Genomic DNA, 25348 nt, shown 5'->3' with positions numbered 1-25348 from the left:
GAAACGGCCGCCCGGTTGTGGGGAGCCGGGCGGCCGGGTCTTGTCCGGGAAAGTTCGGGGGAAAAGGCTATTCCCGCAGGGTGTCGACGGCCGGTCCGTTGAATTTCAAGCCGTCCTCCCTCGCCAGATAGCTGCACGAAACCCATCCCGTGGTGCCGGAGGGCAATCCCGAGGCCGACCTGGCGCCCAGCCGGAAGTTACACCAGCCGCCCGTCGAGTTCGGGTTGAGAATCTGCCCGTAATCGCCGTAGTAGAGATAGCCGATGACCGTTGAGCCTCCCGCGCTCGATCGCAGGCGCACCCCGTCCGCCACCACCACCGCGTCCACGCCCGGGGCCGCCGACAGGACGAAAGCGCTCCTCACCGGGCCCGCATGAGCGGGAACGGCCGCAACGGCCATCCCCGCGGCGGCCGTCAACGTCGCGGCGGCGAATGCCAGAAGCTTTTTCATTGGACGTTCTTCCGATCGTGAGGTCAGGTCATGCCGGAGTTAAAGGTGAGACTGCAGTGATTACTGTGCAAGCCATCAAGAATTTCGTCAACACCTGTTCAGTTTCAGAAATGTGAATTACCACATAAAAGAGGCCCTTCCGATTAAGGGCACGCAGGCGACCGGAAGGATCCTCGACATCCGTCACCGGGCCGGTCCCGCCGACGGTCCAGGTCGCGTCGCAGGCCTCGCTCCGGGCGGCCACGGCGCCCGGCCCCTCGCGCTCCCAAGCGGAACACAAGTGGTCCACAAGTGATCGTTCCTAGGTTCCTCCGTAGAACCGGGGGCCGAAAGCGGCAACCCGGTGACCGGTTCTCGACACCGAGGCCGGAGGACCAGCCGGGGTCGCGACGACGCGGCCGAGAGGAATGATCATGTCGAAGATCACGATTGACGACCTGCCCTTCGAGGGTGCCGAGCTCGCCGAGGCCGAGCTGGGCGAGGTGTCCGGCGGCAAGTGGTCGGTCAGCGCGTGGAAGAAGGACCTGCCGTGCGAGTGGTGGCAGTACTAGTCCGCGGATCCAGCGGCTGATCGGGCCGGCCCACCGACGGGACCTTCCCCCCGGTGAGGCGGGCCGGACCCTTCGGCGGACGGGCGCATCGGACGAACACGGCGCGGTGGGACGGGAGACCCGTTCCGCCGCGCCTTCGAGACGGGACCGGACAGTGATTCTGATCATCAGCAGGCGGGGTGACGGGGCGGTCGAGAGGGTCGTGGCCGCACTCCGGCGGCGCGGCGCTCACCTGGTGGGAGCGGACGGCGACGCGAACACCACCGCGACCTGCTCGGGGACGCCCGTGCTGTGGTGGGACACCGGTGACTTCCCGAGCCGCAGCCGGATCACCGTGTCGTTCGCCGGCGGGGAACGACGGCTGCTGCTGGACACCGGCGCGGAGACGATCGACCTGTCCCGGATCACCGCAGTCTGGCGCAGCCGTCCGAGCGCGCCCTCCGCGGCCGACATCGTGACCGAGCCGAGTCACCGCGCGCACGTCGACCGGCAGGCGGAGTTCATGCTGGACGGGGTGTGGAGCCTCCTGCCCGCGCGCTGGCTGCCCGGCCGCCGGGCGGACGAACGCCGCGCGCACAACAAGATCTTCCACATGGCGCGTGCGATCGAGCTGGGCTTCTCCGTACCCGACACGGTCTACACCAACGACCCCGCCGAACTCGCGGGCGCGTACGAATCGGCGGAACGGCTGGTCGCCAAGCAGATCACCGCCGAGCCGTTCCAGGTCGACGGCGCCGAGCACCGCGCGTTCACGACCGTGGTCACCCGCCGCCACCTGACCTCCCGGCACCGCCTCCAGGACGAGCCGGTGATCCTGCAGCCCTACGTTCCCAAGGCGGTCGAGCTGCGGGTGATCGTCGTGGGAGAGCGCGTGTTCGCCGCGGAGATCGACGCGTCGGCCTCCCGGGCGGCGAGGGACGACTGGCGGCACTACGACAACGACCGGGTCAGGTACGGCGTACACGAACTGCCCGCCGAGGTGGCGTCGCGCTGCGCCCGGCTGGTCGCCGACGTCGGCCTCACCTACGCGGCCCTGGACCTCATCGTCACCCCCGGCGGCGAGTACGTCTTCCTGGAGCTGAACTCCAACGGCGCGTGGGGGTTCGTCGAACTGTGGAGCGGACTGCCCGTCAGCGACGCGATCGCGGGCTGGCTCATGGACGGAGAGAAACCGTGACCGATTTCGCGCAGGCCCTGCGATCCGGGGTCTCCCTGCTCCGTACGCTGCCCCGCCGCGACGCGGGCGTCGCCGACGCCCACCGTGCCGTCGGCGAGTGGGCGGCGCGGCACCCGGAGATCCGGGCACAGCTCGTCGTCGACCGGCGCCCCGGAACCCCGGTGGTCGACTACGACCTGCTCCTCGACCATCCCGAGGGCGGCACGGTCGCACTGACCGCCCCTGCCGAGGACGGGGTGCCCTGGCTGATCGACCACTCGACGCACTGGGCGGCCGGGTATCTGGTCAGCGTCAACGACGTGGACGTGACGGTTCCTCAGGCGCTGACCATGCTGCGCTCGCTCTCCCGGAGGGACGCGTCGCCGTACCAGGAGATCGTCGACCAGTGCCTGCTCGTCGAGGCCACCGAAGAGGCCGCCGGCACCGAGCCGCTCACCGCCGCCGACCTCCAGGCGACGGCCGACGAGTTCCGCAGGAGCAGAGGGCTGCACGACCGCGCGTCGACCCTGGCCTGGATGACCGAGGCCGGGATGTCCGGCGAGCGGTTCGAGGCGTACATCACCGAGATCGCCCGCCGCCGCCGCTTCCGCCGGGACAAGGAGGCGGAACTCGCCCCGGGCCACCTGGCCGCGAACCCCGGCGCCTTCGCCCGGGTCAGGGCCGTGTGGGTCACCGGCGAGGAGAAGGTGTCCGCCGCCGGCACGACCGACCTCCTCGCCGCCCTGACCTCGTTCGGGGAGGGGACGTCAGTGGAGGAGACGGTGGTGACCTTCGCGACCCGCTGGGAGACGGATCTGCCCGAGGCACTGCGCGGCGCGGCGCCCGGCCGCGTCGTCGGCCCGGTCGAGCTGCCCGACGGCGGCTTCCTGACCGGCGCCGTCCTGTCCAGGAGCGCGGCCATCGGCGACGCCGAGACCCTCGCCGCCGCCGGACGCGCCGCGTTCGCCCGCTGGCTGGCGGAACGTCGCGCCTCGGCCACGATCGAGTGGCACTGGTCGTGATCGATCCGGACAGCACACAGGCCGTCCCGGCGCCCGGCCGGCACCGGGTGCGGCACTGGGAGGACAGCGAGGGGTACCGTACGCGGCCCCCCTACGCCCCTCCCGCCTCCCCTCCGCACCCCGCGGCCGACGCCGACGACCCCCGAACGCGTTTTCCCGCCACCGCCGACGCCACCGAGACGCGGACGCAGCCCTCCACCACCGCCGACGCCACCGACCCCCGGACGCGCCCCCCGGCCACCACCGGCCCCGGGATGCCCTCCTCCTCGGCCGGCCCCGCCGCGCCGACGCCGTCCGCACCGGCCGGTCCCCCCTCGGGGAGCGGTCACGGGCGGCCCATCTACCGGGAGGAGGCGCTGCGCCGGCACGCCGACTCCCGCGCCGCCGCCAAGATGCCGCTGGTGATCAGCGGCCCGTCGTTCCTGCTGCTGTGGATCGTGGTGGCCGCCGTCCTCGCGGCCGGTGCCACGCTGATCACGCTCGTGCTGGGAGCGGGCGGATGAGGAACCGCGTACCGGTCCTGCTGCAGAACAGCGTCACCGAGTGCGGCGCGGCGTGCCTGGCGATGGTGCTCTGCCACCACGGCCACCGCACCACGCTGCACCAGGTGTCCGAACGGCTGCAGGTCGGCAGGGACGGGCTGAGCGCCAAGGCCATCGTGGAGGGCGCCCGCGAACACGGCCTGAAGGCGCGTGCCTTCTCCCTCGCGCCCGAGGACCTGGCGCGTGTGCCGCTGCCCGCGGTCGCGCACTGGGAGTTCAACCACTTCGTGGTGGTCGAGCGCTGGTCACCCGACCGGGTTGACCTCGTCGATCCCGGGCGGGGCCGCCGCCGCCTCACCGCGGAGGAGTTCGGCGCCGGGTTCACCGGCGTACTGCTGGTCTTCGAACCCGGCGAGGGGTTCCATCGCGGCACGTCCTCGATGGCGAGCGCCTGGCGGCGCGAGTTCGTCCGCACCCTGTTCCGGCGCCGCCGCGGCCTGCTCGCGCAGGTCATCGCCGCCTCGCTGCTGCTGCAACTGCTGGGCCTGGCGCTGCCCCTGCTCTCCCAGCTGCTGATCGACAAGGTCATCCCTTCCCGGGGAGCGGACCTGCTCCCCCTCCTCGGGGGGGCCGTGCTGCTGGCCGGGGTGGCCCAGTTCGTGATCGGCTACCTGCGGGCGGCGCTGCTGGTGGCGGTACGGGCCCGCGCCGACCAGGAACTCACCGAGGGGGTGATCGGCCACCTGGTGACGCTGCCGTACCGGTACTTCGCGCAGCGCGGCAAGGGCGACCTGCTGACCAGGGCCGCCAGCGTCTCCACACTGCGTGACATCCTCACCGGCCAGATCGTGGCGGCGCTGCTGGACGGCCCGCTCGCCATCGGCTACCTCGTGCTCGTCTACGTCTGGGATCCCGTCTTCGGGCTCGCCCTGACCGGGGTGGTCGTGGCTCAGGGGCTTCTGGTGCTGGCCACCACCCGCCGGATCAACCTCCTCACCCAGCGGGAGCTGACCGCCTACTCCGCGTCGCAGAGCAGCCTCATCCAGGCGATCACCGGCATCGAGACGCTGAAGGCGTCCGGGGCCGAGAGCCGGGCGGTGGAGCAGTGGTCGGCCCACTTCACCGAGCAGCTCAACGCCGACGTGCGCAGCGGCCTCACCCGGGGCCTGGTGGAGGCCGCGCTGTCCGCGATCCGGGTGGTCGCCCCGCTCGGCCTGCTGTGGCTCGGCACCTGGCGGGTCCTCGACGGAGAGCTGACCGTGGGCGCGCTGATCGCGCTCAACGCCATCGCACTCGGCGCCCTCACCCCGCTGGGCTCGCTCATGACCGGCCTGCAGAGCCTGCAGCAGGCGGGCGCGCACTTCGACCGGCTCTCCGACATCCTCGCCTCGGAACCCGAACCCAGCGAAGGCATCGAGGTGCTCCGGCTGCGCGGCGCGGTGGAGTTGCGCGGCGTGAGCTTCCGGCACGACCCCCGCGGCCCGTGGGTGGTGAGGGACGTCTCGGTCTCCATCCGGCCCGGGCAGAAGGTCGCGCTGGTGGGCGCCTCGGGCTCCGGCAAGAGCACGCTGGCCAGGCTGCTGCTCACCCTGCACACCCCGGTGGAGGGCGAGATCCTGTACGACGGCGTTCCGGCCTCCGAGCTCAACCTGCGCACCCTGCGCCGCCAGTTCGGCGTGGTCGGCCAGGACTCCTCCCTGTTCAGCGGATCGATCAGGGAGAACATCGCACTGAACCTCCCCGACGCCCCCCTGGAGCGGGTCGTCGCCGCGGCCGAGGTGGCGGCGCTGCACGAGGAGATCATGGCCATGCCGATGAAGTACGAGACGGTGCTGACCGACGGCGGCGGTCTCTCCGGCGGCCAGCGTCAGCGGCTCTCGCTCGCCCGCGCGATCCTGCCGCGACCGAAGATCCTGCTGCTCGACGAGGCCACCAGCAACCTGGACAGCGCCACCGAGGCGACCATCGAGTCCAACCTGTTCTGGCTCACCCAGACCCGCATCGTGATCGCCCACCGGCTGAGCACGATCAGGGACGCCGACCTGATCCTGGTGATCGACTCCGGACGCGTCGTGGAGCGCGGCACCCACGACGAACTGATGGCCGCCGCCGGCAAGTACGCCGAACTCGTAACCGCCCAGAGCAGTCCCACCTGACTTCGCTCCCCGCACGACACGAACCGACTCGATTTTCGAGATAACGCAACCGAACGGACGGCGCTTACCAACCTGCGGTCGAGTATTCGATCACCCGGCATGCATAAGAAGGCCAGAAGAATCGCGGATCGCGTCATCCGAGCGGACATCCGGTCCAACTCATCCTCAAAAACACCGGGCAGCCCGTCCAACGGCGCCATGTTGATCGACACCGAGGGCCAGCAATACCGAACAACGTACGGCGATATACAGGAAGGCGTCTCGTTCGCCGGATCGGTCACGATGAGCAGCGGCGACAGCCGCAAGGGGGTCCTCGTCTTCGAGGTCCCCAAGACCATGAAAATCAAAAAGCTTCAGTTCGCACTGGACAGTGGATTCGCCGACCACAAGGGCGAGTGGCTGACCGAATAGAAATACGTTCACAACGCGCTGATCCCAGCGAGATCAGCGCGTCCGCCAACGCGTTGTCAGCACGGGAGCGGTTGGCCGCGGTCCTCGCCGTCGATCCGGGCGAGCTGGCCCGTGATTGCGATCCGGGCCCCCGATAGGTCATCATGGCGGTCATGACCTACAGGAAGGGCGGCCACCGCCCCAGCCGATGAACCCCGGCACGTGGGAGCCGGGCGACGATCCTCTCGATCAGCGCCCCACCTTCCTCGCTCACGCCCTCGCGATGTCCCTGCGTTACGGGTCCGGCCCGTGGCCGCAGGACGCGGACCGGCTCCCCGATGACCAGCCCCGCCCCACCGGCGACGAACCGTTCATCAGCAGCGTCGTCATGGACGGCATCCAGAGCCATCACTTCGGTATCGAGTCCGACGACGACGCCGTCATCGAGATCGCCGACCTGCTCGGCAGGATCGTCACCGGCGATCCCGCCCATGACGATCTTCTACGGCTGCATGCTCGGTCAAGCGCCGTTTCGGCGCTCGGTATCGCCGACGATCTCGTCGACCGAATCCGGCGACTACGACTCCCCAGAGACCGCATAGGCGCGGTCGGCAGACATCTGGCCGAGCACGGCACCCACCGTGAAGCCGTCAAGATCGGCATTGTGCTGCTCGGCGCCTGTGGGGACGAACGGGACCGCGAGCTGCTGCTCCTGCTCGGCACACTGGAGGAACTCACCCTGTACGCGGTGGTGGCCCTGCAGCGCACCCAGCCCGACCGCCAACGCGCCACCTACGAACTGGCCCGCCGAGTGCGCGGCTGGGGCCGCATCCACGCGGTGGAACGACTCAAAGGGTGCGGCGATCCACAGATCAGGGCCTGGTTGCTCCGCGACGGCTTCCGCAACGAGATCATGGACGAATACCTGGCCCACCTCGCGGCCACGACCGGTGACCTGTACTCGGCCCTGCTGGAGCCGGACATCGACGACGCCTTACTGGACGGCGCCGCGGACATCCTGGCAGCCCTGGCCCTGGGTGGCCCGGCCGAGGACATGAGCGACTACGCCGACGCCGTACCGGCCATGCATCGCCTCGCCGACCTCCTCTCCGACCGGGGAGGCACGCTCGGCAGGCTGGACGCCGCGCTGAGAATCCTGGCCTTCCTCCGCGAGCTCGACGACGATTCGCCCTGGCCGCCCGACACGATCGCGCGGCTCCGCCGCCGCTACGAGGAACTCACCGCCCAACCTCGGTGGAACGACCTCGTACTGGAGTGCCTGACCGACCCGCACCACGCCCATTTCCACCACGCGATGTGGGTTGCCGACAGACTTCGGCTGCGGGTGGTCCCGCAGATCATCGCCCGGCTGAAGACCGATCCGCTGGACGAGTCCGCCTGGTACCACGCCATCCGGCTCGCCACCGCCGAGGAGGCCGAACAACTCGGACACCTGGCCGAACGGCTCCTTCCCCTCGCCGATCTGGCCGACGGGCCTGGTGATCACCGCGGCATCGGCGAGGAGTACCGGCCGGATCGAGCGCTGGAGTCCGTCGTAGGCGGACTGGAGGCCTTCCCTGGCATCGGACTGACACTGATCGACGTGGCGCTGCGCGGCCGACTCACCAGAGTCCGGCGCGCTGCCCTGGCCACACTGACCGGCTGGCCGAGCTCAGCCGTACCAGACGAGGCCAGACACTGGCTGCGGCAGGCGGCGTCGGTCGAACCCCACGAGAAGACCAGAACCGAGATGATCGACTTCCTTCGAAACTAACGCTGGTCAGCCGCTCGGCGGAGCGTTCGTCTCACATGGCGAAGGCCGACGTGTGGAACCTCCGGCGCGCCCACCCGGACGCCGGCGCACGGTCTTTTCACGGAACCTCCGGCGGCCACCTCCCGGACGCCGGCGCGCGGGCTCCTCGCGGAACCTTCCGCGTGGGCCTCCCGGAAGCCTCACGCGCGGGCCACTCTCAGCCCGTCGCGTGAGCCTCCGGGAGACCCCGCACGCGGATCGCCCGGTCAGCCGGAGACGCCGAGGCGCTCCAGGATGAGCTCGCGGGCGCGGCCCGCGTCGGCCTTGCCCCTGCTCGCCTTCATGACACCGCCGACCAGGGCGCCGACGGCGGCGACCTTGCCGCTGCGGACCTTGTCGGCCGCGTCGGCGTTGCTCGCCAGGACCTGGTCGATGATCTCCATGAGCTCGCCCTCGTCGTTGACGATCTGCAGGCCGCGGGCGGCCACCACCTCGTCGGGCGAGCCCTCGCCGTTCAGCACGCCCTCAAGCACCTGGCGGGCCAGCTTGTCGTTCAGCGCTCCCCCGGCGACCATCGCGCACACCCTGGCGATCTGGTCGGGGGTGATGCTCAGCGCGCTCAGCGGGAGCCCGGCCTCGTTGGCGCGGCGGGCCAGCTCACCCATCCACCACTTGCGGGCGTCCGCGGGCGGGGCGCCCGCGGCGACCGTCGCCTCGACCAGGGAGATGGCGTCGGCGTTGTGCATGGAGGCCATGTCCAGGTCGGAGACGCCCCACTCCTGCTGGAGCCGCTTGCGCCGCGCGCCCGGCAGCTCGGGCAGGGCGGCCTTGAGGGTCGCGACCCACGCGGGGTCGGGGGCGATCGGCACCAGGTCGGGCTCGGGGAAGTAGCGGTAGTCCTGCGCCTCCTCCTTGGACCGTCCCGAGGTGGTGGTGCCGGTGTTCTCGTGGAAGTGACGGGTCTCCTGGATGATCCGGCCGCCGTCGGCCAGGATCGCGGCCTGGCGCTCGATCTCACCCCGTACGGAACGCTCGACGCTGCGCAGCGAGTTGACGTTCTTGGTCTCGGTGCGGGTGCCCCACTCCGAGGAGCCGCGCGGCATGAGGGAGACGTTCACGTCGAAGCGCATGGAGCCCTCCTCCATGCGCACGTCGGAGACACCGAGACCGCGCACCAGCTCACGCAGCTCGGTGCCGTAGGCGCGGGCGACCTCGGGGGCGAGCCTGTCGGTCCCCGGGATCGGCTTGGTGACGATCTCCACCAGCGGGATGCCCGCCCGGTTGTAGTCGACGATCGAGTAGTCGGCGCCGTGGATGCGGCCGGTCGCGCCACCCACGTGGGTGGACTTGCCGGTGTCCTCCTCCAGGTGGACGCGCTCGATCTCGATCCTGACGGTCTTGCCGTCGACCTCGACGTCGAGGTAGCCGTCGAAGCAGAGCGGCTCGTCGTACTGGCTGATCTGGTAGTTCTTCGGCATGTCCGGATAGAAGTAGTTCTTCCGGGCGAAGCGGCACCACTCGGCGATGGAGCAGTTGAGCGCGAGACCGATGCGGATCGTCGCCTCGATCGCGGCGGCGTTCGCCGTCGGCAGCGAGCCGGGCAGCGCCAGGCAGACCGGACAGACGTGCGTGTTCGGCGGTGCGCCGAACGCGGTCGGGCAGCCGCAGAACATCTTCGACGCCGTACCCAGCTCGACGTGCGTCTCCAGGCCGAGCACCGGCTCGAAGCGCTCCAGCGCCTCGTCGTACGGCATCAACGTCTCAGCGCTCATTGTCGTTCACCGCTCCTCGCTCGCTACGCGGAGCGCTCGTCCCTCGCGCGCCACTACGCTCACTGCGTCGGGCTCTCTCAGCGCTCATTGTCGTTCACCATTTCCATAGAAAACGTCACAGATATCCAAGTCCCTTCAACGCGTTCCTCGTCTCGGCCACCCAGTTCGCGTAGGCGGGCACCTGGGCCAGAACGGCGAGGTCGATGTTGCGTCCTATGTACTCGAAGTAGTCGCGGGCGGGCTTGCCGCGCTGGGGGACGGTCGTGGCCAGCACCCCCGCGGGGTCGGAGATCCTCTCGACGTCGCGAGGTCGCGCGGGCAGCCTGCTGAGGTCGCTGCCCTCCAGTTTCGCCCACGCGGCGGGGTCGGCGAGCATCCAGCCTTCGGTCTCGCCCATTCCGATCACCGGCACGAGGTAGTGCGAGTGGTAGCGGACACCCTCTCTGCGGCGGCGCTCCCGCTCGTCTTCGTGCGTGAAGAGCAGGTGGCAGTCGGCCGCGAGCTCCTCCAGCGCGGTGACCAGGTGATCCCGGTCACAGGAGACGACCTCCGTCGCCTCGACGTCCACGGCGTACGGCGACATCCAGGTGAGCTCGCGCAGCTGCCTGGAGATCAGGACGCCGAGGAAGCCCTCGTCGACCTCCCCTTCCGCGATGAGTCCCGGCACCAGGGGGCGGCTGCTCATGCCGCCGCTCCCAGGTATTCGCGGACCTGCCGGGGCGAGACGAACGTTCCCGGCTCGCCGTCCGGCTGGATCGACTTGGCCACGGTCACCCGCGAGACCCGATCGTTGTCGGGGTCGACGCGGACCGCGGTGTCGAGGAACGTGAGCGCGTCCGGCTCGGTCCGGTAGACCTCGGCGACGACGATCGGGGACTGACTGGTGAGGATGAGCTGCCGCAACGGCTCGGGACCTCCGGGCACGGTGATCCGGCGGCGCACCCGCCGGAGCAGCTCGCCGAGGCGGGCCGGGTGGACACCGTTCTCGATCTCCTCCACCAGCAGCGTGCCCGGGTGGTCGGGGTCGTGCAGCGCGGTGAGGAGGCCGAGGATCCGCAGCGTGCCGTCGGACAGCAGCGCGGCGGGAACCGCTCCCTGGCCGTCGACGAGCAGCTCGAAGGAGCACTCCCCGCGCTCGACGCGCGGCACCAGGTCGATGACGTCGGGAACCACCCCGGCGAGATCGGCCGCGAGGTCGGCCAGCGCCCCCGTACCCGCCATCCGCCCGAGCACCGCGGCCAGGTTCGCGCCGTCGGCCGCGAGCGGCCCCCGGTCGGCCGAGGGGCACCGGCGGCGCATCGCCGCAGGTGACGGCGAGTATCGCCGCCACGACTGGACCGTACGGCGGGGCGTTCCCTCCGGGTCGGGGTCCTCGACCATGAGCTCCAGCAGCTCCTCGGGGATCCGCTGGACCGCGTGGCTGACGACGGCACCGCTGGATCTGGGGATCTTCAGCACCATCTCCGCGCCCACGTCGAACCTGACCGGGACCACGGAGCCCGGCTCCGGGGTGACCAGCGCCTCCACCGAGACGACGAACCCCGGCACCGCCGAGCCGTGGGCGACCCGGTGGAACTGCTCCCCGGGCAGCCCTCGGGTCGCCCCGAGCAGCCCCCCGGAACCTTCGATCTCGGCCGCCACGAACCCCACGGCGTCGAAGAGGTTCGACTTGCCGCTCGCGTTGGGACCGACCAGCGCGAGGAAGGGCGGCACATCGAGATCGAAGCTCAAGAAGGACTTGAACCCGTCGATCTCGATCCGAGTGATCATGCCACCGTTCTCCCTGTCACCTGTCTCCCCCTAGCCCCACGAACCCTCGCCCCACGGTCCCGGAAAAGCCCTACAGCTCCGGCGCCTTGGACAGCAGGTCGCCGCCCCACCGGCTCTGGAGCGCCCTCTCCACCGCGGCGCCGACCCGGTAGCAGCGGTCGTCGCCGAGCACCGGGGCCATGATCTGCAGACCGACGGGCAGTCCGTCCTCGTCGGCCAGGCCGCACGGCACGGAGATCGCCGCGTTGCCCGCCAGGTTGGTCGGGATGGTGCACAGGTCGGCCAGGTACATCGCCATGGGGTCGTCGGCGCGCTCGCCGATCGGGAACGCCGTGGTGGGCGTCGTCGGCGAGATGAGCACGTCCACCTGCTGGAAGGCGGCCTCGAAGTCGCGCGCGATGAGCGTGCGGACCTTCTGCGCCTGCCCGTAGTAGGCGTCGTAGTAACCGCTGGACAGCGCGTACGTGCCCAGGATGATGCGGCGCTTGACCTCGGGGCCGAAGCCCTGCGCGCGGGTCAGGGCCATGACCTCCTCGGCGCTGCGGGTGCCGTCGTCGCCGACGCGCAGGCCGTAGCGCATCGCGTCGAAGCGGGCCAGGTTGGAGGAGCACTCCGAGGGGGCGATGAGGTAGTACGCCGGGAGCGCGGTGGTGAACGACGGGCAGGAGACCTCGAAGACCTTCGCGCCCAGCGACTCCAGCAGCTCCACGGTCTCGTGGAAGCGCGCGAGCACGCCCGCCTGGTAGCCGTCGCCGCCGAACTCCTTGACCACGCCGATGCGCAGCCCGGCCACGTCGCCGTTGCGCGCCGCCTCGACGACCGAGGGCACCGGGGCGTCGACGGAGGTGGAGTCCATGACGTCGTGCCCGGAGAACGCCTCGTGCAGCAGCGCCGCGTCGAGCACGTTGCGGGCGAAGGGGCCCGGGGTGTCGAGCGAGCTCGCGAAGGCGATCAGGCCGTATCGGGACGAACCGCCGTAGGTGGGCTTCATGCCCACGATGCCGGTGACCGCGGCGGGCTGGCGGATCGAGCCGCCGGTGTCGGTGCCGGTGGACAGCGGGGCCTCGTACGCGGCGACCGCGGCGGAGGAGCCGCCCGAGGAGCCGCCGGGGATGCGGGAGAGGTCCCAGGGGTTGTGGGTGACGCCGTACGCCGAGTTCTCGGTGGAGGAGCCCATCGCGAACTCGTCGAGGTTGGTCTTGCCGAGGATCACCAGCCCGGACTCGCGCAGGCGGCGGGTCACGGTCGCGTCGTACGGCGGCTTCCAACCCTGGAGGATCTTCGATCCGGCCGTGGTCGGCATGTCCCTGGTGGTGAAGACGTCCTTGTGCGCGATCGGCACCCCGGCCAGCGGGCCGAGCTCCTCGCCGGCGGCCCTGCGGGCGTCGACGGCGCGCGCCTGTTCCAGGGTCGTCTCGGCGTCGATGTGGAGGAAGGCGTTCACCTTCGGCTCGACGGCGGCCATCCGGTCGAGGTGGGCCTGGGCGACCTCGACGGCGGAGACCTCACCGCTCGCGATCAGCGCGCCGAGGTCCGCGGCGGACTTGCGGATGAGGCTCATGCTTCCTCCCCGAGGATGCGCGGGACGCGGAAGCGGTCGTCCTCGACCGCCGGGGCGCCGGACAGCGCCTCCTGCGGCGTCAGACTGGGTCGCACCTCGTCGGGACGGTAGACGTTGGTGAGAGGGAGCGCGTGCGAGGACGGCGGGATGTCGTCGGCCGCCACCTCGGCGACGCGGGCGACCGCACCGATGATCACATCGAGCTGGGCGGCGAAGTGGTCGAGCTCCTCGTCGGCCAGCGCCAGCCGGGACAGCCGGGCGAGGTGAGCGACCTCGTCGCGGGTTATGGCGGACATGAGTCGTTGAACCCGTTTCGTGGAATGGCAATTGGACACTGTCATCCTATGGCTCGCGACCTGAGGGTCCCGACTCATTAACACGGCCGCAACCGAGCGAAGATCTCTTACTCGGGGCGGTCAGACCGCGTCCGGGCCGTCACCCCTCGCGGGAAACCCCCCGAAGTCCGCCGGCGCGGGTCCGGACGGGGTCGCGACCACGATCCCGACGGGCTGACCGACCTCGAAACGTCTTCCGTCACGGACTCGGGCGACGTCCGGCGTGAACCTTACGCCCCGGAGGGGGCGGCCCGTCTCGTCCGTGCGAACGGTCGGCCGTGCGCCCTTCCCGAGGAGATCGCGGACCACGCTCCTCATCGCGTGGAAGCGTACTTCTGAGAAGTACGCTTCCATCTTCCTTCGCCGACAATACTATCGCCAGCGATAGTATTGTCGGCGATAGTATCGCCGATGGAAGTATCGGGGGAGGCGTGGGCGAGTTCATCGGCAGGGAGCGCGAGCTGGCGGCTCTCGGTTCCCTGCTCGACCGCGTCCGGACGGAGGCGACGACCGGGCGTCCCGGGCGGTGCGTGCTGATCCGGGGACGCAGGCGGATCGGCAAGTCGGCCCTGGCCGAGGAGTTCATCGCCCGCAGCGGCCTGCCGTCGCTCTTCTACACCTCTGCGCGGGCGGACGCCCAGAGCGAGCTCCACCAGATCATGGCCGATGTCGCGATGTCGGACCTGCCGGGCAGGAACACGTTCCTGGAGGCGGCACCCGGCACCTGGAACGGAGCACTGCAGCTGCTGGCGGACGCGCTTCCCGACGACAGCCCGTCCATCGTCGTGATCGACGAGGTCCCCTATCTCATGGACCGCGTCGACGCCTTCGAGGGACTGCTCCAGCGCGCCTGGGACCGGTTTCTCAGCCGCAAGCCCGTGCTGCTGATCCTCATCGGATCCGACCTGTCCATGATGGAGGCGCTGAACAGCTACGAGCACCCCTTCCACCAGCGTGGCACCGAGATGATCGTCGGGCCGCTCAACCCCCGTGAGATCCAGCAGATGCTCCACCTCACGGCCGCCGACGCGTTCGACGCGGCCCTCGTCACCGGCGGTCTCCCGCTCGTCTGCGGGGAGTGGCCTCGTGGGGCGTCGCTCTGGGAATATCTGCACGCCGCCCTGACAAACCCGGTCTCGGCCCTTCTGGTGTCCGCCGAGCGCTCCCTCGCGGCCGAGTTCCCCTCCGCCGCCCAGGCGAGTGAAGTGCTCCGGGCCATCGGCAGCGGCGAGCGCACGTTCACCAACATCGCCAGAAGCGCGGGCGGGATCTCACACAGCACCCTTTCCAGGGCGGCCGAGCTTCTCACCTCCAAGGGGATCGTCACCGGTGACCTGCCGCTGTCCACCCGCCCTTCCAAAGAGCGCCGATACCGCGTGACCGACCCGTACCTGCGATTCTGGCTCCACTTCGTCCGGCCGCACATGCCCGAGATAGAGCGTCGCAGAGGTGACCTGACCATGCGGCGGGTCGCCTCGCAGTGGAGCAGCTGGCGAGGCCGAGCCGTGGAACCTCTCATCCGCGAGTCACTGGCCCGGCTGCTCCCCGACGACCGGTTGCCGGAGGCGCCGGCGATCGGCTCCTACTGGACCAGGAGCAACGACGTGGAGATCGACATCGTGGGTGCGGACAGGGGGCCGATCGCCCAGCGGCTGTGTTTCCTGGGGTCGATCAAGTGGCTGGAGAACGCCTCGTTCGACGACCACGACCTCGCCGCCCTGGCCGGACACCGAGCGGCCTTGACGGACGAGCCCATCCCGCTCGTCGCGGTCTCGCGCGGCGGAGTCTCCTGCGCCGGCCTCACCGCCGCGTACGGCCCCGATGATCTCATCCGGGCGTGGAGCTGACCCCGTCGCCGGCAGGTACCTCATCGTCGCGAGTCGGCGGCCGTGTCCGCGCCGGCTCAGCGGGTGATCACCCCGGGCCGATCGGGGGCACGCGGGGCGGTGCGGCCGGGACATCCGGGTGCGTGGACGTCCCCCGACGGCATGGCGGCCCGCCCCAGGGACGACCTAGGCCCTCTGGGGATCGAGGATCTCGGTGCCGCGCAGGAAGCCCAGGTCATGGGTGGCGATGGCTCGATGTTCGCGCAACCATACGGTCGCGTCGGCAGCGGACATGGGTTCGGCGAACAACCAGCCCTGGCCGAGGTCGCAGCCCATGTCGGCCAGGCGCTTGGCCACCTCCTCCGACTCGACGCCCTCGGCGACCGAGCGCAGCCCGAGAGAGCGGACCAGGTCGATGATGGAGCGGACGATCCGCTCGTCGTCCTTGGACTCGCCGATGCGGCGGACGAACGAGGAGTCGATCTTGACCTCGGAGACGGGAAGGCGCTGCAGGCGCACCAGCGAGGAGTAGCCGGTGCCGAAGTCGTCCAGCGCGAGCGGCACCCCCAGCGCGGTGAGGGCTCGGACGGCCCCGTCGGTGTACGCCTGGTCGGTCATCAGGATGCGTTCGGTGACCTCCAGCTGGATCGCCTTGGGCGGCAGCCGGTATCGCGCCAGCCCCTCCCCCAGCTGGTCGGAGAGAGCGCAGTCGAGCAGGTCGCGGGCCGAGACGTTGACGGAGATCTGCTCGTGCAGGCCGGTGTGCCACCAGTGGGCGGCCTGCTCCAGCGCGGCGTCGATGACGTATCCGGTGAGGTGGCGCATCAGATAGGACTGCTCGGCCATCGGCACGAACTCCCCCGGAGGGATCATCCCCCGCTCGGGGTGGCGCCACCGCAGCAGTGCCTCCACGCCCCTGACCTGCCCTCCCGCCAGGTCGAGCTTGGGCTGGTAGTGCAGCCGGAGCTCGGAGCGGTCGATCGCCCTGCGCAGGTCGCCGAGAAGATTGAGGCGTTCCGGGCTGTTGCGGTCCTTGTCGGCGGCGTAGATCTCGACCCCGCTCCTGCTCTCCTTCGCGAGATACATCGCCACGTCGGAACGTTGCAGGAGCATCTCGAAGTCGGGGGCGTGGTCGGGGTAGATGGCGATGCCGAACGAGGCGTCCAGGTCGAAGCTCATGCCCTCCAGCCGGACCGGCTCGGTGATCGCCACCCGCAGGCGGGCCGCCACCTCCCTGGCCGCCGCGGCGTCCCGCACCGAGGGCAGCAGGACGGCGAACTCGTCGCCGCCGAGCCTGGCGACCACGTCGCCGGGCCGGACGCTGTGGGTGAGGCGGTGCGCGACCAGTTGCAGGAGCCGGTCGCCGACCGGGTGCCCGAGGGTGTCGTTGATCTCCTTGAACCTGTCGAGGTCGAGCAGGAACAGGCCGACCCGCTCGCCGTCGCGCGCCTCGGCGAGCGCCTCCTCCGTGCTGAGCACGAGCATCTTGCGGTTGGGCAGCCCGGTCAGCACGTCGTGCGTCGCCTGGTGGTCGCGGCGGACCGACATGGTGGCGGTGAAGTAGACCGCCACCATCGGCGCCAGGAAGAGCGGCACCAGGGCCGGTGAGTGGTTCATCACCACCACGACGAGCGGAGCGAGGCCGAGCAGCCCCGTGTAGACGAGGCTCTGGTGGCCGACGGTGGTCCTGATCACCCGGTAGATCGACCTGCGCTCGTGCAGCGCCACCGCGCCGGAGACCAGCAGGGCCCGGACCACGAAGTAGGCGAGCCCGGCCAGCCCGATCGCGAGCAGGTCGGAGCCCGTCGGCACCCAGGCGGTCACCGTGACAGGCCGGTCGCCGAACAGCCCGAGCACCAGCCCGGCCGCACCGCAGGCCATCGTCACCTGCGCGATGTTGAACATGATCCGATGGATCGCCTTGCGGGTGACGGCCCCGTTGACGATCATGGCGACCGCCTGCAGCAGCACGGCGACCGGCAGGCCGTAGTGGAGCAGCGCGGCGAAGGTGAACATGGTCGACGGGTAGGTGCCCCCCACCGTCATCGACGACGACAGGACCACCGGCCGCAACTCGCCCAACACGATGAGGGCCGCGAGCATCCAGAACAGCGGGCTGCGGACGAGCTCCGCGGCCTCGGCCACGTTCATGCTCAGCAGGGATACGACGAGCGCGGTGAACCCGATCGTGATGACGACGGCGAGATAGGCCCACAGGGGCGTCCCCGGTCGCGGTCCGGTGTCGCGAGTGTCGGTTGGGTCGGCCATGAGTAACAAAACCCCCATTAGTTCACTATGGGAGAGTACGGCCTACAGGCCACTTCGCGGAACCGATTGCGCACGTTCTGTCACTATCAATTCGCACGTTTTTGAGACACAAGTCTGGGGTGACCCCTACTCCTCGGGTGTCACCGTGACCTCCGACGCCGCCTCGGGCCCCTCGCTCAACAGAACCCGCAGGCCGGCCTCGTCGAGGATCGGCACGCCGAGCTTGACCGCCTTGTCGAACTTGGAACCGGCGTTCTCCCCCACCACCACGAAGGAGGTCTTCTTCGACACCGACGCCGAGACCTTGCCGCCGCGGGCGGCCAGGGCCTCGCCCGCCTCGTCACGGGTGAAGTCGGCGAGCGTGCCGGTCACCACGAAGGTGAGACCGGCCAGGGTCTGCGGGAGCTGCTCGGCCGGGGGGTCGTCGACCATCCGGACTCCGGCCGCGGCCCACCTGTCGACGATCTCCCGGTGCCAGTCGACCGTGAACCAGTCGTGGATCGCCGCGGCCACGCGCGGGCCGACGCCCTCGACGGCGGCGAGCTCCTCCTCCGACGCCTCCGCGATCGCGGGGATCGAGCGGAACTCGTCGGCGATCGCCTGGGCCGTCGGAGGACCGACATGCCGGATGGAGAGCGCGACGAGCACCCGCCAGACCGGCTGGGTCTTCGCCTTTTCCAGCTGCTCCAGCATCTTCTCCGCGTTCTTGCTCGGCTCGCCGCTCTGGTTGGCGAAGAAGGTGACGACCTTCGGCTCGCCGCTCTCCGGATCGGTTTTGGGCAGGCCGGTGTCGGGGTCGCGGACCACCGACCTGATCGGCAGCAGCCGATCCATCGTCAGGTCGAACAGGTCGGCCTCGGTGCGGACCGGCGGCTCCTGCGGCGGCAGCGGCTGGGTCAGCGCGGTGGCCGCCACGTAGCCGAGCCCTTCGACGTCGAACGCCCTGCGTCCGGCCGCGAAGAAGATGCGCTCGCGGAGCTGGGCGGGGCAGGCCCTGGTGTTGGGGCAGCGCAGGTCGGCGTCGCCCTCCTTCTCGTACGCCAGCATGGTGCCGCACTCCGGGCAGTGCTCCGGCATCACGAACTCGCGCTCGGTGCCGTCACGCAGGTCGACCACCGGGCCGACGATCTCGGGAATGACGTCGCCCGCCTTGCGCAGCACCACGGTGTCACCGATCAGCACGCCCTTGCGCGCCACCTCGGAGGCGTTGTGCAGCGTGGCCCGCTCGACCGTGGAACCCGCCACGACGATCGGCTCCATGACGCCGTACGGGGTGACCCTGCCGGTGCGGCCCACCGCGACCTGGATGTCGAGGAGCTTCGTGTTGACCTCCTCCGGCGGGTATTTGTAGGCGATCGCCCAGCGCGGGGCCCTGCTGGTCGAGCCCAGGTTGTGCTGCAGCTCGATGCGGTTGACCTTGACCACGACGCCGTCGATCTCGTAGGCCGGGTCGTGGCGGTGCTCGCGGTAGAACTCGATGAAGCCGTTGATGCCGTCGAGATCGTCGACGACCCGGTAGAGGTCGCTGACCGGCAGGCCGAACCCGCCGAGCCGTTCGTAGATCTCCGACTGGGTGCGGGGCGCGGCGGCCCCCTCCCACTTGCCGATCCCGTGAACGATCATGTAGAGCGGCCGCTGGGCGGTGATGCGCGGGTCCTTCTGCCGCAGGGAGCCCGCCGCGGAGTTACGCGGGTTGGCGAACGGCGCCTTGCCCGCCTCGACCAGCTGCTCGTTGAGCTTCTCGAACTCCTCGACGGGGATGTAGACCTCGCCCCTCACCTCCACCACGTCGGGCACGTCGTCGCCGGTCAGGCGGTGGGGGATGTTGGCGATCGTGCGGACGTTGGCCGTCACGTCGTCGCCGACGCGGCCGTCACCCCTGGTCGCCCCCCTGGTGAGGCGCCCCTTCTCGTAGAGCAGCGCGATCGCCAGGCCGTCGATCTTCAGCTCGCACAGGTAGGGCGCGGGGTCGCGCTCGGCCAGCCGCTCGGCCCTCGCCCGCCAGGAGGCGAGGTCGTCGGCGTTGAAGGCGTTGTCGAGGCTCTCCATGCGCTGCAGGTGACTGACCGGGGTGAAGTCGCTGGAGATCGGCGCGCCGATCTTCTGGGTGGGCGAGTCGGGCGTGCGCAGGCTCGGGCTCCGCTCCTCCAGCTCGCGCAGCTCACGCATCCACCCGTCGTACTGCGCGTCGCTCACGGTCGGCGAGTCGAGCACGTGGTAACGCCAGTTGGCCTCCTCGACCAGCTCCGTCAGCTCCGCGTGCCGCTCCAGCGCCGACACCGGCACACCCTCGACCTCAGCGCCCATCGCCCGCTTCTCCCCTCGTCGTGACCCGAGACAGTCGTGGCCCATGACAAACGTATCTTCGAGCACCGACAACGCGACCCCGTCATTGCCCCGAGTTGGACAAGCCCGAGCCGCCCCCGTCCGGGCGCCCGCGCGAGATCACTCGCCGGGGTCGTCCCGCAGCACGGCGGCGGCCTTGCGGCAGGCGGCCAGGGCCGCTCTGGCGTAGGCGGGCGAGGCCCCGGCCAGCCCGCAGGCGGGGGTGAGCACGACCTGCGAGGCGAGGGTCGAGGAGGGGAAGCCGAGGCGGCGCCAGAGCCCGACGGCGGGTTCGGCGACCGCGCCGACGTCCGGGATCGCGGAGTCCACGCCCGGTACGACGCCGAGGAACAGGGCGGTCCCGGCCTCGACGGTCTCGCCGATCGCGTCCTCGTCGCGTCTCCTCATCAGGTGGGCGTCCAGCGAGACGCCTCCCACGCCCGCCGTGCGCAGGACCCCGAAGGGCACGCCGGGGGCGCAGCAGTGCACGACCGTGAACGTCTCCGCGGGGAACACCGCGCCGAGCCGGTCGGCGACGATCTGACGGTCGACGGCGGCGAGCCGCCCGAAGCCCGAGGCCGTCGGCACCGTACCCCGCAGGACGCCGGGCAGCCCCGGCTCGTCGATCTGCACCACGATCCGCGAGGCGCCCGGAACCCTGCGGCGCACGTCGGCGACGTGCGCGGTGAGCCCTTCCGCCAGGGATTCCACCAGGTCGCGCACCGCTCCCGGGTCGGCGAGCGTCTTGTCGCCGTGCCTGAGCTCGATCGCCCCCGCCAGCGTCCACGGCCCGCACACCTGGATCTTGAAGGGCCCCTCGTATCCCTGGGCCACCTCCTCCAGGCCGTCGAGGTCGCGTACGAGATGGTCGCGGGCGCGCTTGAAGTCGCGTCCCGGCCGGTCGGCGAAGCGCCAGCCGGACGGCTGCACCTCGACGGGCAGGTCCAGCAGGAGTGACGCGGTGCGCCCGATCATGTCGGCGCCGACACCGCGGGCCGGTAGTTCCGGCAGGTACGGCAGCGCGGGTGACTCCCCGAAGGCGACCCTGACCGCCTCGGCGTGATCCTCACCCGGATGCGACCCGATGCCGGTCGCGGTGGCCTCGCCCCATGGGTACTGGCTCAAGACTGCTCCTGGTTTCGCGTGGGGACGTGGGCGGGAACCCGCCGGCGCCTGCTCGGCTCCCCCGCCCAGGCCAGCCTATGGCCGCCGGATCGCGTCTCCGGCCGTGGCGATCCCGCCGCACCGTGACGGCGTGCGATCAAGCTGAGTAGGGTGCTGCCCGGTATTCACCCTTTTCTGGGGCCTTATCGCTCCGGAAGCGTCTCGGTGCGGGGCCGTTTCGCTCGGGGGACCGTTCGTGCTGGTTCGTTCTGGGGGCGTTTCGTGATCGGTCGGATGCTCGTCACGATGCTGGTGCTGGCGGCGGTCGCCGCGCCACCGGCCGTGGCGAAGAGTACAGAGGCGAAGGGTACGGAGGCGGAGACCGCGGCACGGGCCGCCGCGACGGCGGGGACGGCCTCGGCGGGAAGCGCGGGTACGGCGACCGCGGGGGGCGCTTCGACGGCGAGGGGCGGGGCGGGCAGCGCGGTTACGGTGAAGGCGGGCGCTTCGACGGCGAAGGGCGGGGCGGGAACCCCGGGAACGTCCGCGCCCGCCAAATGCAACCCACGGCGCGGTACGACCAGCATCGGGGAGTCCTGGGCCCAGCGCCGGCTCAGCCTCCCCGAGGTGTGGGAGCTGACCAAGGGGGCCGGGGTGACCGTCGCGGTCGTCGACAGCGGGGTGGACACCAGGCATCCCCAGCTGAGGAGGGCCCGGTCGATCGACCTGACCGCGACCGGTGCCCGCGACTGTCTCGGCCACGGCACCGCGGTGGCGGGCATCATCGCGGCGGCCGAGATCAAGGGGGTGCCCTTCACCGGGGTCGCGCCGCAGGCGAAGCTGATCTCCATCAAGCAGACCTCGGACGGTACCGGCGACGTGGGCCGGCTGGCCGCGGCCATCGTGCGGGCCGCCGAGCTGGGCGCCGACGTGATCAACGTGTCGGTCCAGGCGGGCGACCAGGCCGACCTGCGCGACGCGGTCGCCTACGCCCTCGCCATGGACGCGGTCGTGGTGGCCGCGGCCGGCAACGTGCAGAAGGAGGACGGCACCCCCGCGCCCGCCTACCCGGCCGCCTACGAGGGGGTCCTCTCGGTCGGGGCCGCCGGCCCCGACGGCGCGAGGGCCGACTCCTCCAACGCCGTCACCCCCGTCTCCGTCCTGGCTCCGGGCCGGAACGTGACGAGCACCTGGGCCGGGCGGACCTACCGCGAGGACCTGGAGGGGACCAGCTTCGCCGCCCCGTACGTGGCCGGTGTCGTCGCGCTGGTCCGGGCCCGCCATCCCGGGCTGGACAACGTGCGGGTACGGCGGCGCGTCGAGTTGACCGCCGACGGCGGCGCGGGGGCGGGTACCGGCGCGGGGATGGTCAACCCGCTGCTGGCGGTCTCGGCGATCCTGCCGTCCGAGCAGGTGGCGCTCGCGCCGCGCCTCGCCGCGCCGCTGCCGGGAAACGTGGTGCGGCCCGCACCTCCCGAGGATTCCCGGGCCGTCTCGATCTCGATCTGGGTCGCGCTGGGAGCGCTCGTCGTGGGCGTTCTGGTGACCGTGGCGGGCATCGCGATACCGATGGGACGCCGCAGGGGTTGGCGACCGGGCACCATTGACCGCCAAACGTAACGAACAGGACTAAAAATACGATCTGGTGCGGCAAATTTGGTTGGATGGTGCCCGATTAGTTTAAAGCGGCTTTATTGACAGCTGTGCTGGAAGGAATGCAATGGGGTATTTGCACCCATTACTACCCGAAGATCCCAAGCGCATCGGTGTGTACATCCTGGTCGGCCGACTCGACCAGGATCCAGGACACGCCGCCTACCTGGGACATCTTCCCGACGACGACATCATCCGCGTCATCCGCCTCCTCCCCGCCGAACCCGGGGCTCCCGACCCCGGGACACGGGAGCGGATCACCAACGAACTGCACGCCGCCAAGCGCGCGTCCGGAGCCCACGCCGCGAGACTGCTGGAGGTCGGCTGGTTCGACGACCGCCCGTACGTGGTCCGCGAGCACATCGAGGGACCCACGCTGCGGCAGGCGGTGGCCGAGGGCGGGCCGCTCACCGGGGACGCGCTGGAGCGGTTCGCCACCGGCACGCTCACCGCGCTGACCGCCCTCCACCTGTCCGGCCTCGCCCACGGGTCCCTCACCCCCGACACCGTGCTCCTCGGCCCGGACGGTCCCCGCGTCTTCGACATCGGGCTCGAACCCGTCACGGGCGAGCGGGAGCCGGACTACCGGGCCCCCGAGCACATTCGCGAGGAGGCCACCTCCGCGCCGGAGGCGAGCAAGCCCGCCGACCTCTTCGCCTGGGCGGCCACGGTCGTCTACGCCGCGACCGGACGGCCGCCCTTCGGCGGACTTGCCGAGAAGGTCCTGGAAGGCCACGCGGACCTGACCGGCCTGCCCGCGGAGCTGAGGCCACTCCTCGCCTCCTGCCTGGACGGGCGAGCCCGGGAGCGCCCGGAGGCCAAGGCCGCCATGCTGCGCCTGCTGGGCGAGCCGGAGGTCACGGACGCACCGGCTCCTCTCCCCGGCATCGTCACCGGTCCCGCGATCCCCTCTCCTCCCGGCCCTGTCTCCGGCGTCCTGGGGCTCCCGGGCGTCCCCGGCACCGTCTCGGACGCCGGGACGGAGATCGGGGCACCGGACACCGGCGTGGGGGCGCGGCCGGGCACGGGGACCACGGGGGAAGACGACTCATCACGGGGCGAGCAGGTTCCCGGTGCCGCCGCACCGCGACAGGCGGAGCCCGCGACGTCGGTCTGGGGAGCTCCGCAGCTTCCCCAGGTCACGTCGGCCGCTCCCGGAGCCCCGGACCCGGCACCCGCGAAGGCGGTCAAGGACCGTCCGAGGACGGGCAACTTCTCGATGGCGCTCGCCGCCTGCGTCGGTGTGATCGTCCTGCTCTCCGGGCTCGGGATCTGGGCCGCCGGGCGATACACCGCCCTGAGCGAGCAGCGGGCCTCCGCCGACGGCGCGCTCCCCGAGGTCTCGCTCGGGCTGGTGGACCGGTCACGGAACGAGCCGCAGGGGCAGGACCCCGTGCAGAACACCGGGGAGAACCCCTCGGGCAAGGTGACCGTGCCCTGGGGTACGACGCCCGACCCCGAGGTCGCCGAGGTGGGGCCGCTGCAACTGCCGAGCGACGCACCCACCGAGCTGCCTCAGGTCCCGGACATCGGCATGTACACCAACCCTCCGCCCGTGCCGACGGCACCGCTCACCGAGGCTCCGAACGTGCCCGGGGTGCCGAGTCCCACGGCCGGGGTGCCCTCGGCGGCGGAGACGTCCGCCCCCGCGGCCCAGCCGACCCCGACGCCGACACCGACCCCGTCGTTGACCGTCGAGCCGGAGGGACCCCCGACCGGAACGCCGACCCCCGAGCCGAGCCCCACCCCCACCCCGGCCCCGCCCGGCACCCCCGAACCGACGCCGACCCCCAGCATCGCGCCGACCCGTCCGGCCGCGAGACCGACGTCGTCCCCGGCCCCGCCGTCCTGGAAGCCCTCGCACACCGCACGGCCCTCATGGACGTTCAGGCCCTCGCAGACGGCCAGGCCCTCGTGGACGTTCTCGCCCCCGAGTCCTTCGTCGTCCGCGCCGGCGCGGCGCGCCAACCCCTACACGCCGGAGAAGGTCTGCGGGCCGGGCTTCGTCGTGCAGCGGCAGTCCCCGTTCACGGGCGGGACTGTCTACCAGCTCTTCAACGCCGCCACGAAGAACACCTGCGTGGCCACCCTGAAGAACGAGAACGTGGGGGTCGCGTCCCCGCTCTGGGCCACCCTTGAGGTGCAGGGCAGCCGGGCCAAGACCGAACGAGGCAGCCACGAGTACTACCTGGGACCGATCATCGTCTCCGCCCAGGGCAAGTGCGTGCGCTTCGGCGGCGGCGGATCCGCCGGCTCCGCCTCCGTCGACTGGGGAAACTGCCGGTAATGCGCGGCCGGCGGGAGAGCATGCCGGGTATGTCCGGCGAACCGTACTCACCGACCGGGGACCCGGAGGCGGACCGGCTCCTCACGGTGATCGGGGAGCAGACGACCCGGATGGAGGAGGTCGGCCGGAACCTGGCCGAGGCCAGGGGCCACGGCCGGGCGGCCGACGGCCACGTGTCGGTGGAGGTGCTGGCCAGCGGCGCGCTGGCCGCCCTCCGCATCGACCCGCGTGCTCTCCGTCTGGGCTCCGAGGCCCTCGCGGAGGCGATCCTGGAGGCCTCGGGCGAGGCCGTCAGGGACGCGGCCGAACAGAGCGGCGCGCTGCTGAACTCCCTCCTGGAGGACCCCTTCGGGAACCAACCCCTCTGACCAGGTGACCGGCCGGCCCCGGTTCACCCTGGTCGGTGGGGGGGGGGGGGTCGCTGGGGGGGCGCGCCGGAGGGCGCCGGCGCCCGAGCCAGGAGGCGGCCGCCCCGCGGGCGCCCAC

General features: G+C 71.0%; 20 protein-coding genes. 11 read left to right on the top strand and 9 right to left on the bottom strand.

All coding sequences use genetic code 11. The annotated features are described in order from the left end of the window. Positions 1-67: 67 nt before the first annotated feature. A complete protein-coding gene (locus AB0B90_RS05890; protein ID WP_362899423.1) occupies positions 68-451 on the bottom strand; it encodes an SH3 domain-containing protein in 384 nt (127 codons plus the stop codon). Between the two features lie 413 nt (positions 452-864). Here AB0B90_RS05890 and AB0B90_RS05885 point away from each other — a divergent pair, with 413 nt between their 5' ends. The 7 genes from AB0B90_RS05885 (at position 865) to AB0B90_RS05855 (ending at position 7982) form a co-directional block, all read left to right on the top strand. Continuing rightward, entirely contained in the window at positions 865-1002 is a 138-nt protein-coding gene (locus AB0B90_RS05885) for a putative ATP-grasp target RiPP (protein WP_350947614.1), read from the top strand. Between the two features lie 154 nt (positions 1003-1156). Continuing rightward, positions 1157-2179, top strand: coding sequence for an MvdC/MvdD family ATP grasp protein (locus AB0B90_RS05880; protein ID WP_362921033.1), 1023 nt, complete (start codon positions 1157-1159; stop codon positions 2177-2179). After that, on the top strand, positions 2176-3180 hold the full coding sequence (locus AB0B90_RS05875) for a TIGR04500 family putative peptide maturation system protein (protein WP_350947612.1): 1005 nt from the start codon (positions 2176-2178) through the stop codon (positions 3178-3180). Before AB0B90_RS05880 ends, AB0B90_RS05875 begins: the two co-directional genes overlap by 4 nt. Beyond that, positions 3165-3683 carry a hypothetical protein gene (locus AB0B90_RS05870; RefSeq protein ID WP_362921031.1) on the top strand — a complete coding sequence of 173 codons (519 nt, stop codon included), beginning with the start codon at positions 3165-3167 and terminating at the stop codon, positions 3681-3683. The genes AB0B90_RS05875 and AB0B90_RS05870 overlap by 16 nt, the downstream gene beginning before the upstream one ends. Further along, positions 3680-5818, top strand: a complete 2139-nt coding sequence (locus AB0B90_RS05865) for a peptidase domain-containing ABC transporter (RefSeq protein ID WP_350947610.1) — start codon at positions 3680-3682, stop codon at positions 5816-5818. The genes AB0B90_RS05870 and AB0B90_RS05865 overlap by 4 nt, the downstream gene beginning before the upstream one ends. A gap of 99 nt (positions 5819-5917) precedes the next feature. Continuing rightward, a complete protein-coding gene (locus tag AB0B90_RS05860) occupies positions 5918-6229 on the top strand; it encodes a DUF4352 domain-containing protein (protein WP_350947609.1) in 312 nt (103 codons plus the stop codon). Positions 6230-6416: 187 nt separating this feature from the next. Then, positions 6417-7982 carry a hypothetical protein gene (locus AB0B90_RS05855; RefSeq protein WP_362921028.1) on the top strand — a complete coding sequence of 522 codons (1566 nt, stop codon included), beginning with the start codon at positions 6417-6419 and terminating at the stop codon, positions 7980-7982. 245 nt (positions 7983-8227) lie between these two features. Here the strand turns inward: AB0B90_RS05855 and gatB are convergent, their stop codons facing one another. From gatB to gatC, 5 genes are all read right to left on the bottom strand, one after another. Next, a complete protein-coding gene (gatB, locus tag AB0B90_RS05850; RefSeq protein WP_350947607.1) occupies positions 8228-9733 on the bottom strand; it encodes an Asp-tRNA(Asn)/Glu-tRNA(Gln) amidotransferase subunit GatB in 1506 nt (501 codons plus the stop codon). A 115-nt stretch (positions 9734-9848) separates the two neighbouring features. Next, positions 9849-10418, bottom strand: a complete 570-nt coding sequence (locus AB0B90_RS05845) for a hypothetical protein (RefSeq protein ID WP_350947606.1) — start codon at positions 10416-10418, stop codon at positions 9849-9851. After that, entirely contained in the window at positions 10415-11503 is a 1089-nt protein-coding gene (locus AB0B90_RS05840; protein WP_362899412.1) for an AAA family ATPase, read from the bottom strand. The genes AB0B90_RS05845 and AB0B90_RS05840 overlap by 4 nt, the downstream gene beginning before the upstream one ends. A gap of 70 nt (positions 11504-11573) precedes the next feature. After that, the gene (gatA, locus tag AB0B90_RS05835; RefSeq protein WP_350947604.1) at positions 11574-13064 is read right to left on the bottom strand and encodes an Asp-tRNA(Asn)/Glu-tRNA(Gln) amidotransferase subunit GatA; all 1491 of its coding nucleotides are present in this window, start codon (positions 13062-13064) and stop codon (positions 11574-11576) included. Then, positions 13061-13360 (bottom strand): Asp-tRNA(Asn)/Glu-tRNA(Gln) amidotransferase subunit GatC, encoded by a 300-nt coding sequence (gatC, locus tag AB0B90_RS05830; protein ID WP_350947603.1) that lies wholly within the window; start codon positions 13358-13360, stop codon positions 13061-13063. The genes gatA and gatC overlap by 4 nt, the downstream gene beginning before the upstream one ends. Before the next feature lie 470 nt (positions 13361-13830). On the opposite strand from gatC, the gene AB0B90_RS05825 reads away from it, so the two are divergent. Then, positions 13831-15246 (top strand): DUF234 domain-containing protein, encoded by a 1416-nt coding sequence (locus tag AB0B90_RS05825; RefSeq protein ID WP_362921025.1) that lies wholly within the window; start codon positions 13831-13833, stop codon positions 15244-15246. A gap of 165 nt (positions 15247-15411) precedes the next feature. Here AB0B90_RS05825 and AB0B90_RS05820 read toward each other — a convergent pair whose 3' ends face one another. The 3 genes from AB0B90_RS05820 to AB0B90_RS05810 all read right to left on the bottom strand — a co-directional run bounded on the left by AB0B90_RS05820 (position 15412) and on the right by AB0B90_RS05810 (position 20943). Further along, entirely contained in the window at positions 15412-17493 is a 2082-nt protein-coding gene (locus tag AB0B90_RS05820) for an EAL domain-containing protein (protein ID WP_350947601.1), read from the bottom strand. A 126-nt stretch (positions 17494-17619) separates the two neighbouring features. After that, on the bottom strand, positions 17620-19800 hold the full coding sequence (gene ligA / locus AB0B90_RS05815; RefSeq protein WP_350947600.1) for an NAD-dependent DNA ligase LigA: 2181 nt from the start codon (positions 19798-19800) through the stop codon (positions 17620-17622). A gap of 138 nt (positions 19801-19938) precedes the next feature. After that, entirely contained in the window at positions 19939-20943 is a 1005-nt protein-coding gene (locus tag AB0B90_RS05810; protein WP_362899402.1) for a methionine synthase, read from the bottom strand. A gap of 261 nt (positions 20944-21204) precedes the next feature. Here AB0B90_RS05810 and AB0B90_RS05805 point away from each other — a divergent pair, with 261 nt between their 5' ends. From AB0B90_RS05805 to AB0B90_RS05795, 3 genes are all read left to right on the top strand, one after another. Further along, entirely contained in the window at positions 21205-22542 is a 1338-nt protein-coding gene (locus AB0B90_RS05805) for a S8 family serine peptidase (protein ID WP_362921021.1), read from the top strand. Between the two features lie 100 nt (positions 22543-22642). Next, positions 22643-24862, top strand: a complete 2220-nt coding sequence (locus AB0B90_RS05800) for a serine/threonine protein kinase (RefSeq protein ID WP_362921019.1) — start codon at positions 22643-22645, stop codon at positions 24860-24862. A gap of 29 nt (positions 24863-24891) precedes the next feature. Continuing rightward, positions 24892-25230: a YbaB/EbfC family nucleoid-associated protein gene (locus AB0B90_RS05795; protein WP_350947596.1), complete on the top strand. Its 339-nt coding sequence runs from the start codon at positions 24892-24894 to the stop codon at positions 25228-25230. Positions 25231-25348 lie beyond the last annotated feature (118 nt).

The sequence above is a fragment of the Streptosporangium sp. NPDC049078 genome, from assembly GCF_040648855.1.
In the GTDB taxonomy this organism is placed as follows: Bacteria; Actinomycetota; Actinomycetes; order Streptosporangiales; family Streptosporangiaceae; genus Streptosporangium.
The sequence above is the reverse complement of the archived record's forward strand: the minus strand, read 5'-3'. Positions and strand labels throughout refer to the sequence as shown.

What these genes read in the sequence shown, in the direction of transcription:
- ligA (WP_350947600.1), bottom strand. Translation starts at nt 19,800, where the DNA reads ATGGGCGCTGAGGTCGAGGGTGTGCCGGTGTCGGCGCTGGAGCGGCAC.
- AB0B90_RS05800 (WP_362921019.1), top strand. Translation starts at nt 22,643, where the DNA reads ATGGGGTATTTGCACCCATTACTACCCGAAGATCCCAAGCGCATCGGT.
- AB0B90_RS05820 (WP_350947601.1), bottom strand. Translation starts at nt 17,493, where the DNA reads ATGGCCGACCCAACCGACACTCGCGACACCGGACCGCGACCGGGGACG.
- AB0B90_RS05845 (WP_350947606.1), bottom strand. Translation starts at nt 10,418, where the DNA reads ATGAGCAGCCGCCCCCTGGTGCCGGGACTCATCGCGGAAGGGGAGGTC.
- AB0B90_RS05795 (WP_350947596.1), top strand. Translation starts at nt 24,892, where the DNA reads ATGTCCGGCGAACCGTACTCACCGACCGGGGACCCGGAGGCGGACCGG.
- AB0B90_RS05885 (WP_350947614.1), top strand. Translation starts at nt 865, where the DNA reads ATGTCGAAGATCACGATTGACGACCTGCCCTTCGAGGGTGCCGAGCTC.
- AB0B90_RS05860 (WP_350947609.1), top strand. Translation starts at nt 5,918, where the DNA reads ATGCATAAGAAGGCCAGAAGAATCGCGGATCGCGTCATCCGAGCGGAC.
- AB0B90_RS05865 (WP_350947610.1), top strand. Translation starts at nt 3,680, where the DNA reads ATGAGGAACCGCGTACCGGTCCTGCTGCAGAACAGCGTCACCGAGTGC.
- gatA (WP_350947604.1), bottom strand. Translation starts at nt 13,064, where the DNA reads ATGAGCCTCATCCGCAAGTCCGCCGCGGACCTCGGCGCGCTGATCGCG.
- gatC (WP_350947603.1), bottom strand. Translation starts at nt 13,360, where the DNA reads ATGTCCGCCATAACCCGCGACGAGGTCGCTCACCTCGCCCGGCTGTCC.
- AB0B90_RS05855 (WP_362921028.1), top strand. Translation starts at nt 6,417, where the DNA reads ATGAACCCCGGCACGTGGGAGCCGGGCGACGATCCTCTCGATCAGCGC.
- AB0B90_RS05840 (WP_362899412.1), bottom strand. Translation starts at nt 11,503, where the DNA reads ATGATCACTCGGATCGAGATCGACGGGTTCAAGTCCTTCTTGAGCTTC.
- gatB (WP_350947607.1), bottom strand. Translation starts at nt 9,733, where the DNA reads ATGAGCGCTGAGACGTTGATGCCGTACGACGAGGCGCTGGAGCGCTTC.
- AB0B90_RS05890 (WP_362899423.1), bottom strand. Translation starts at nt 451, where the DNA reads ATGAAAAAGCTTCTGGCATTCGCCGCCGCGACGTTGACGGCCGCCGCG.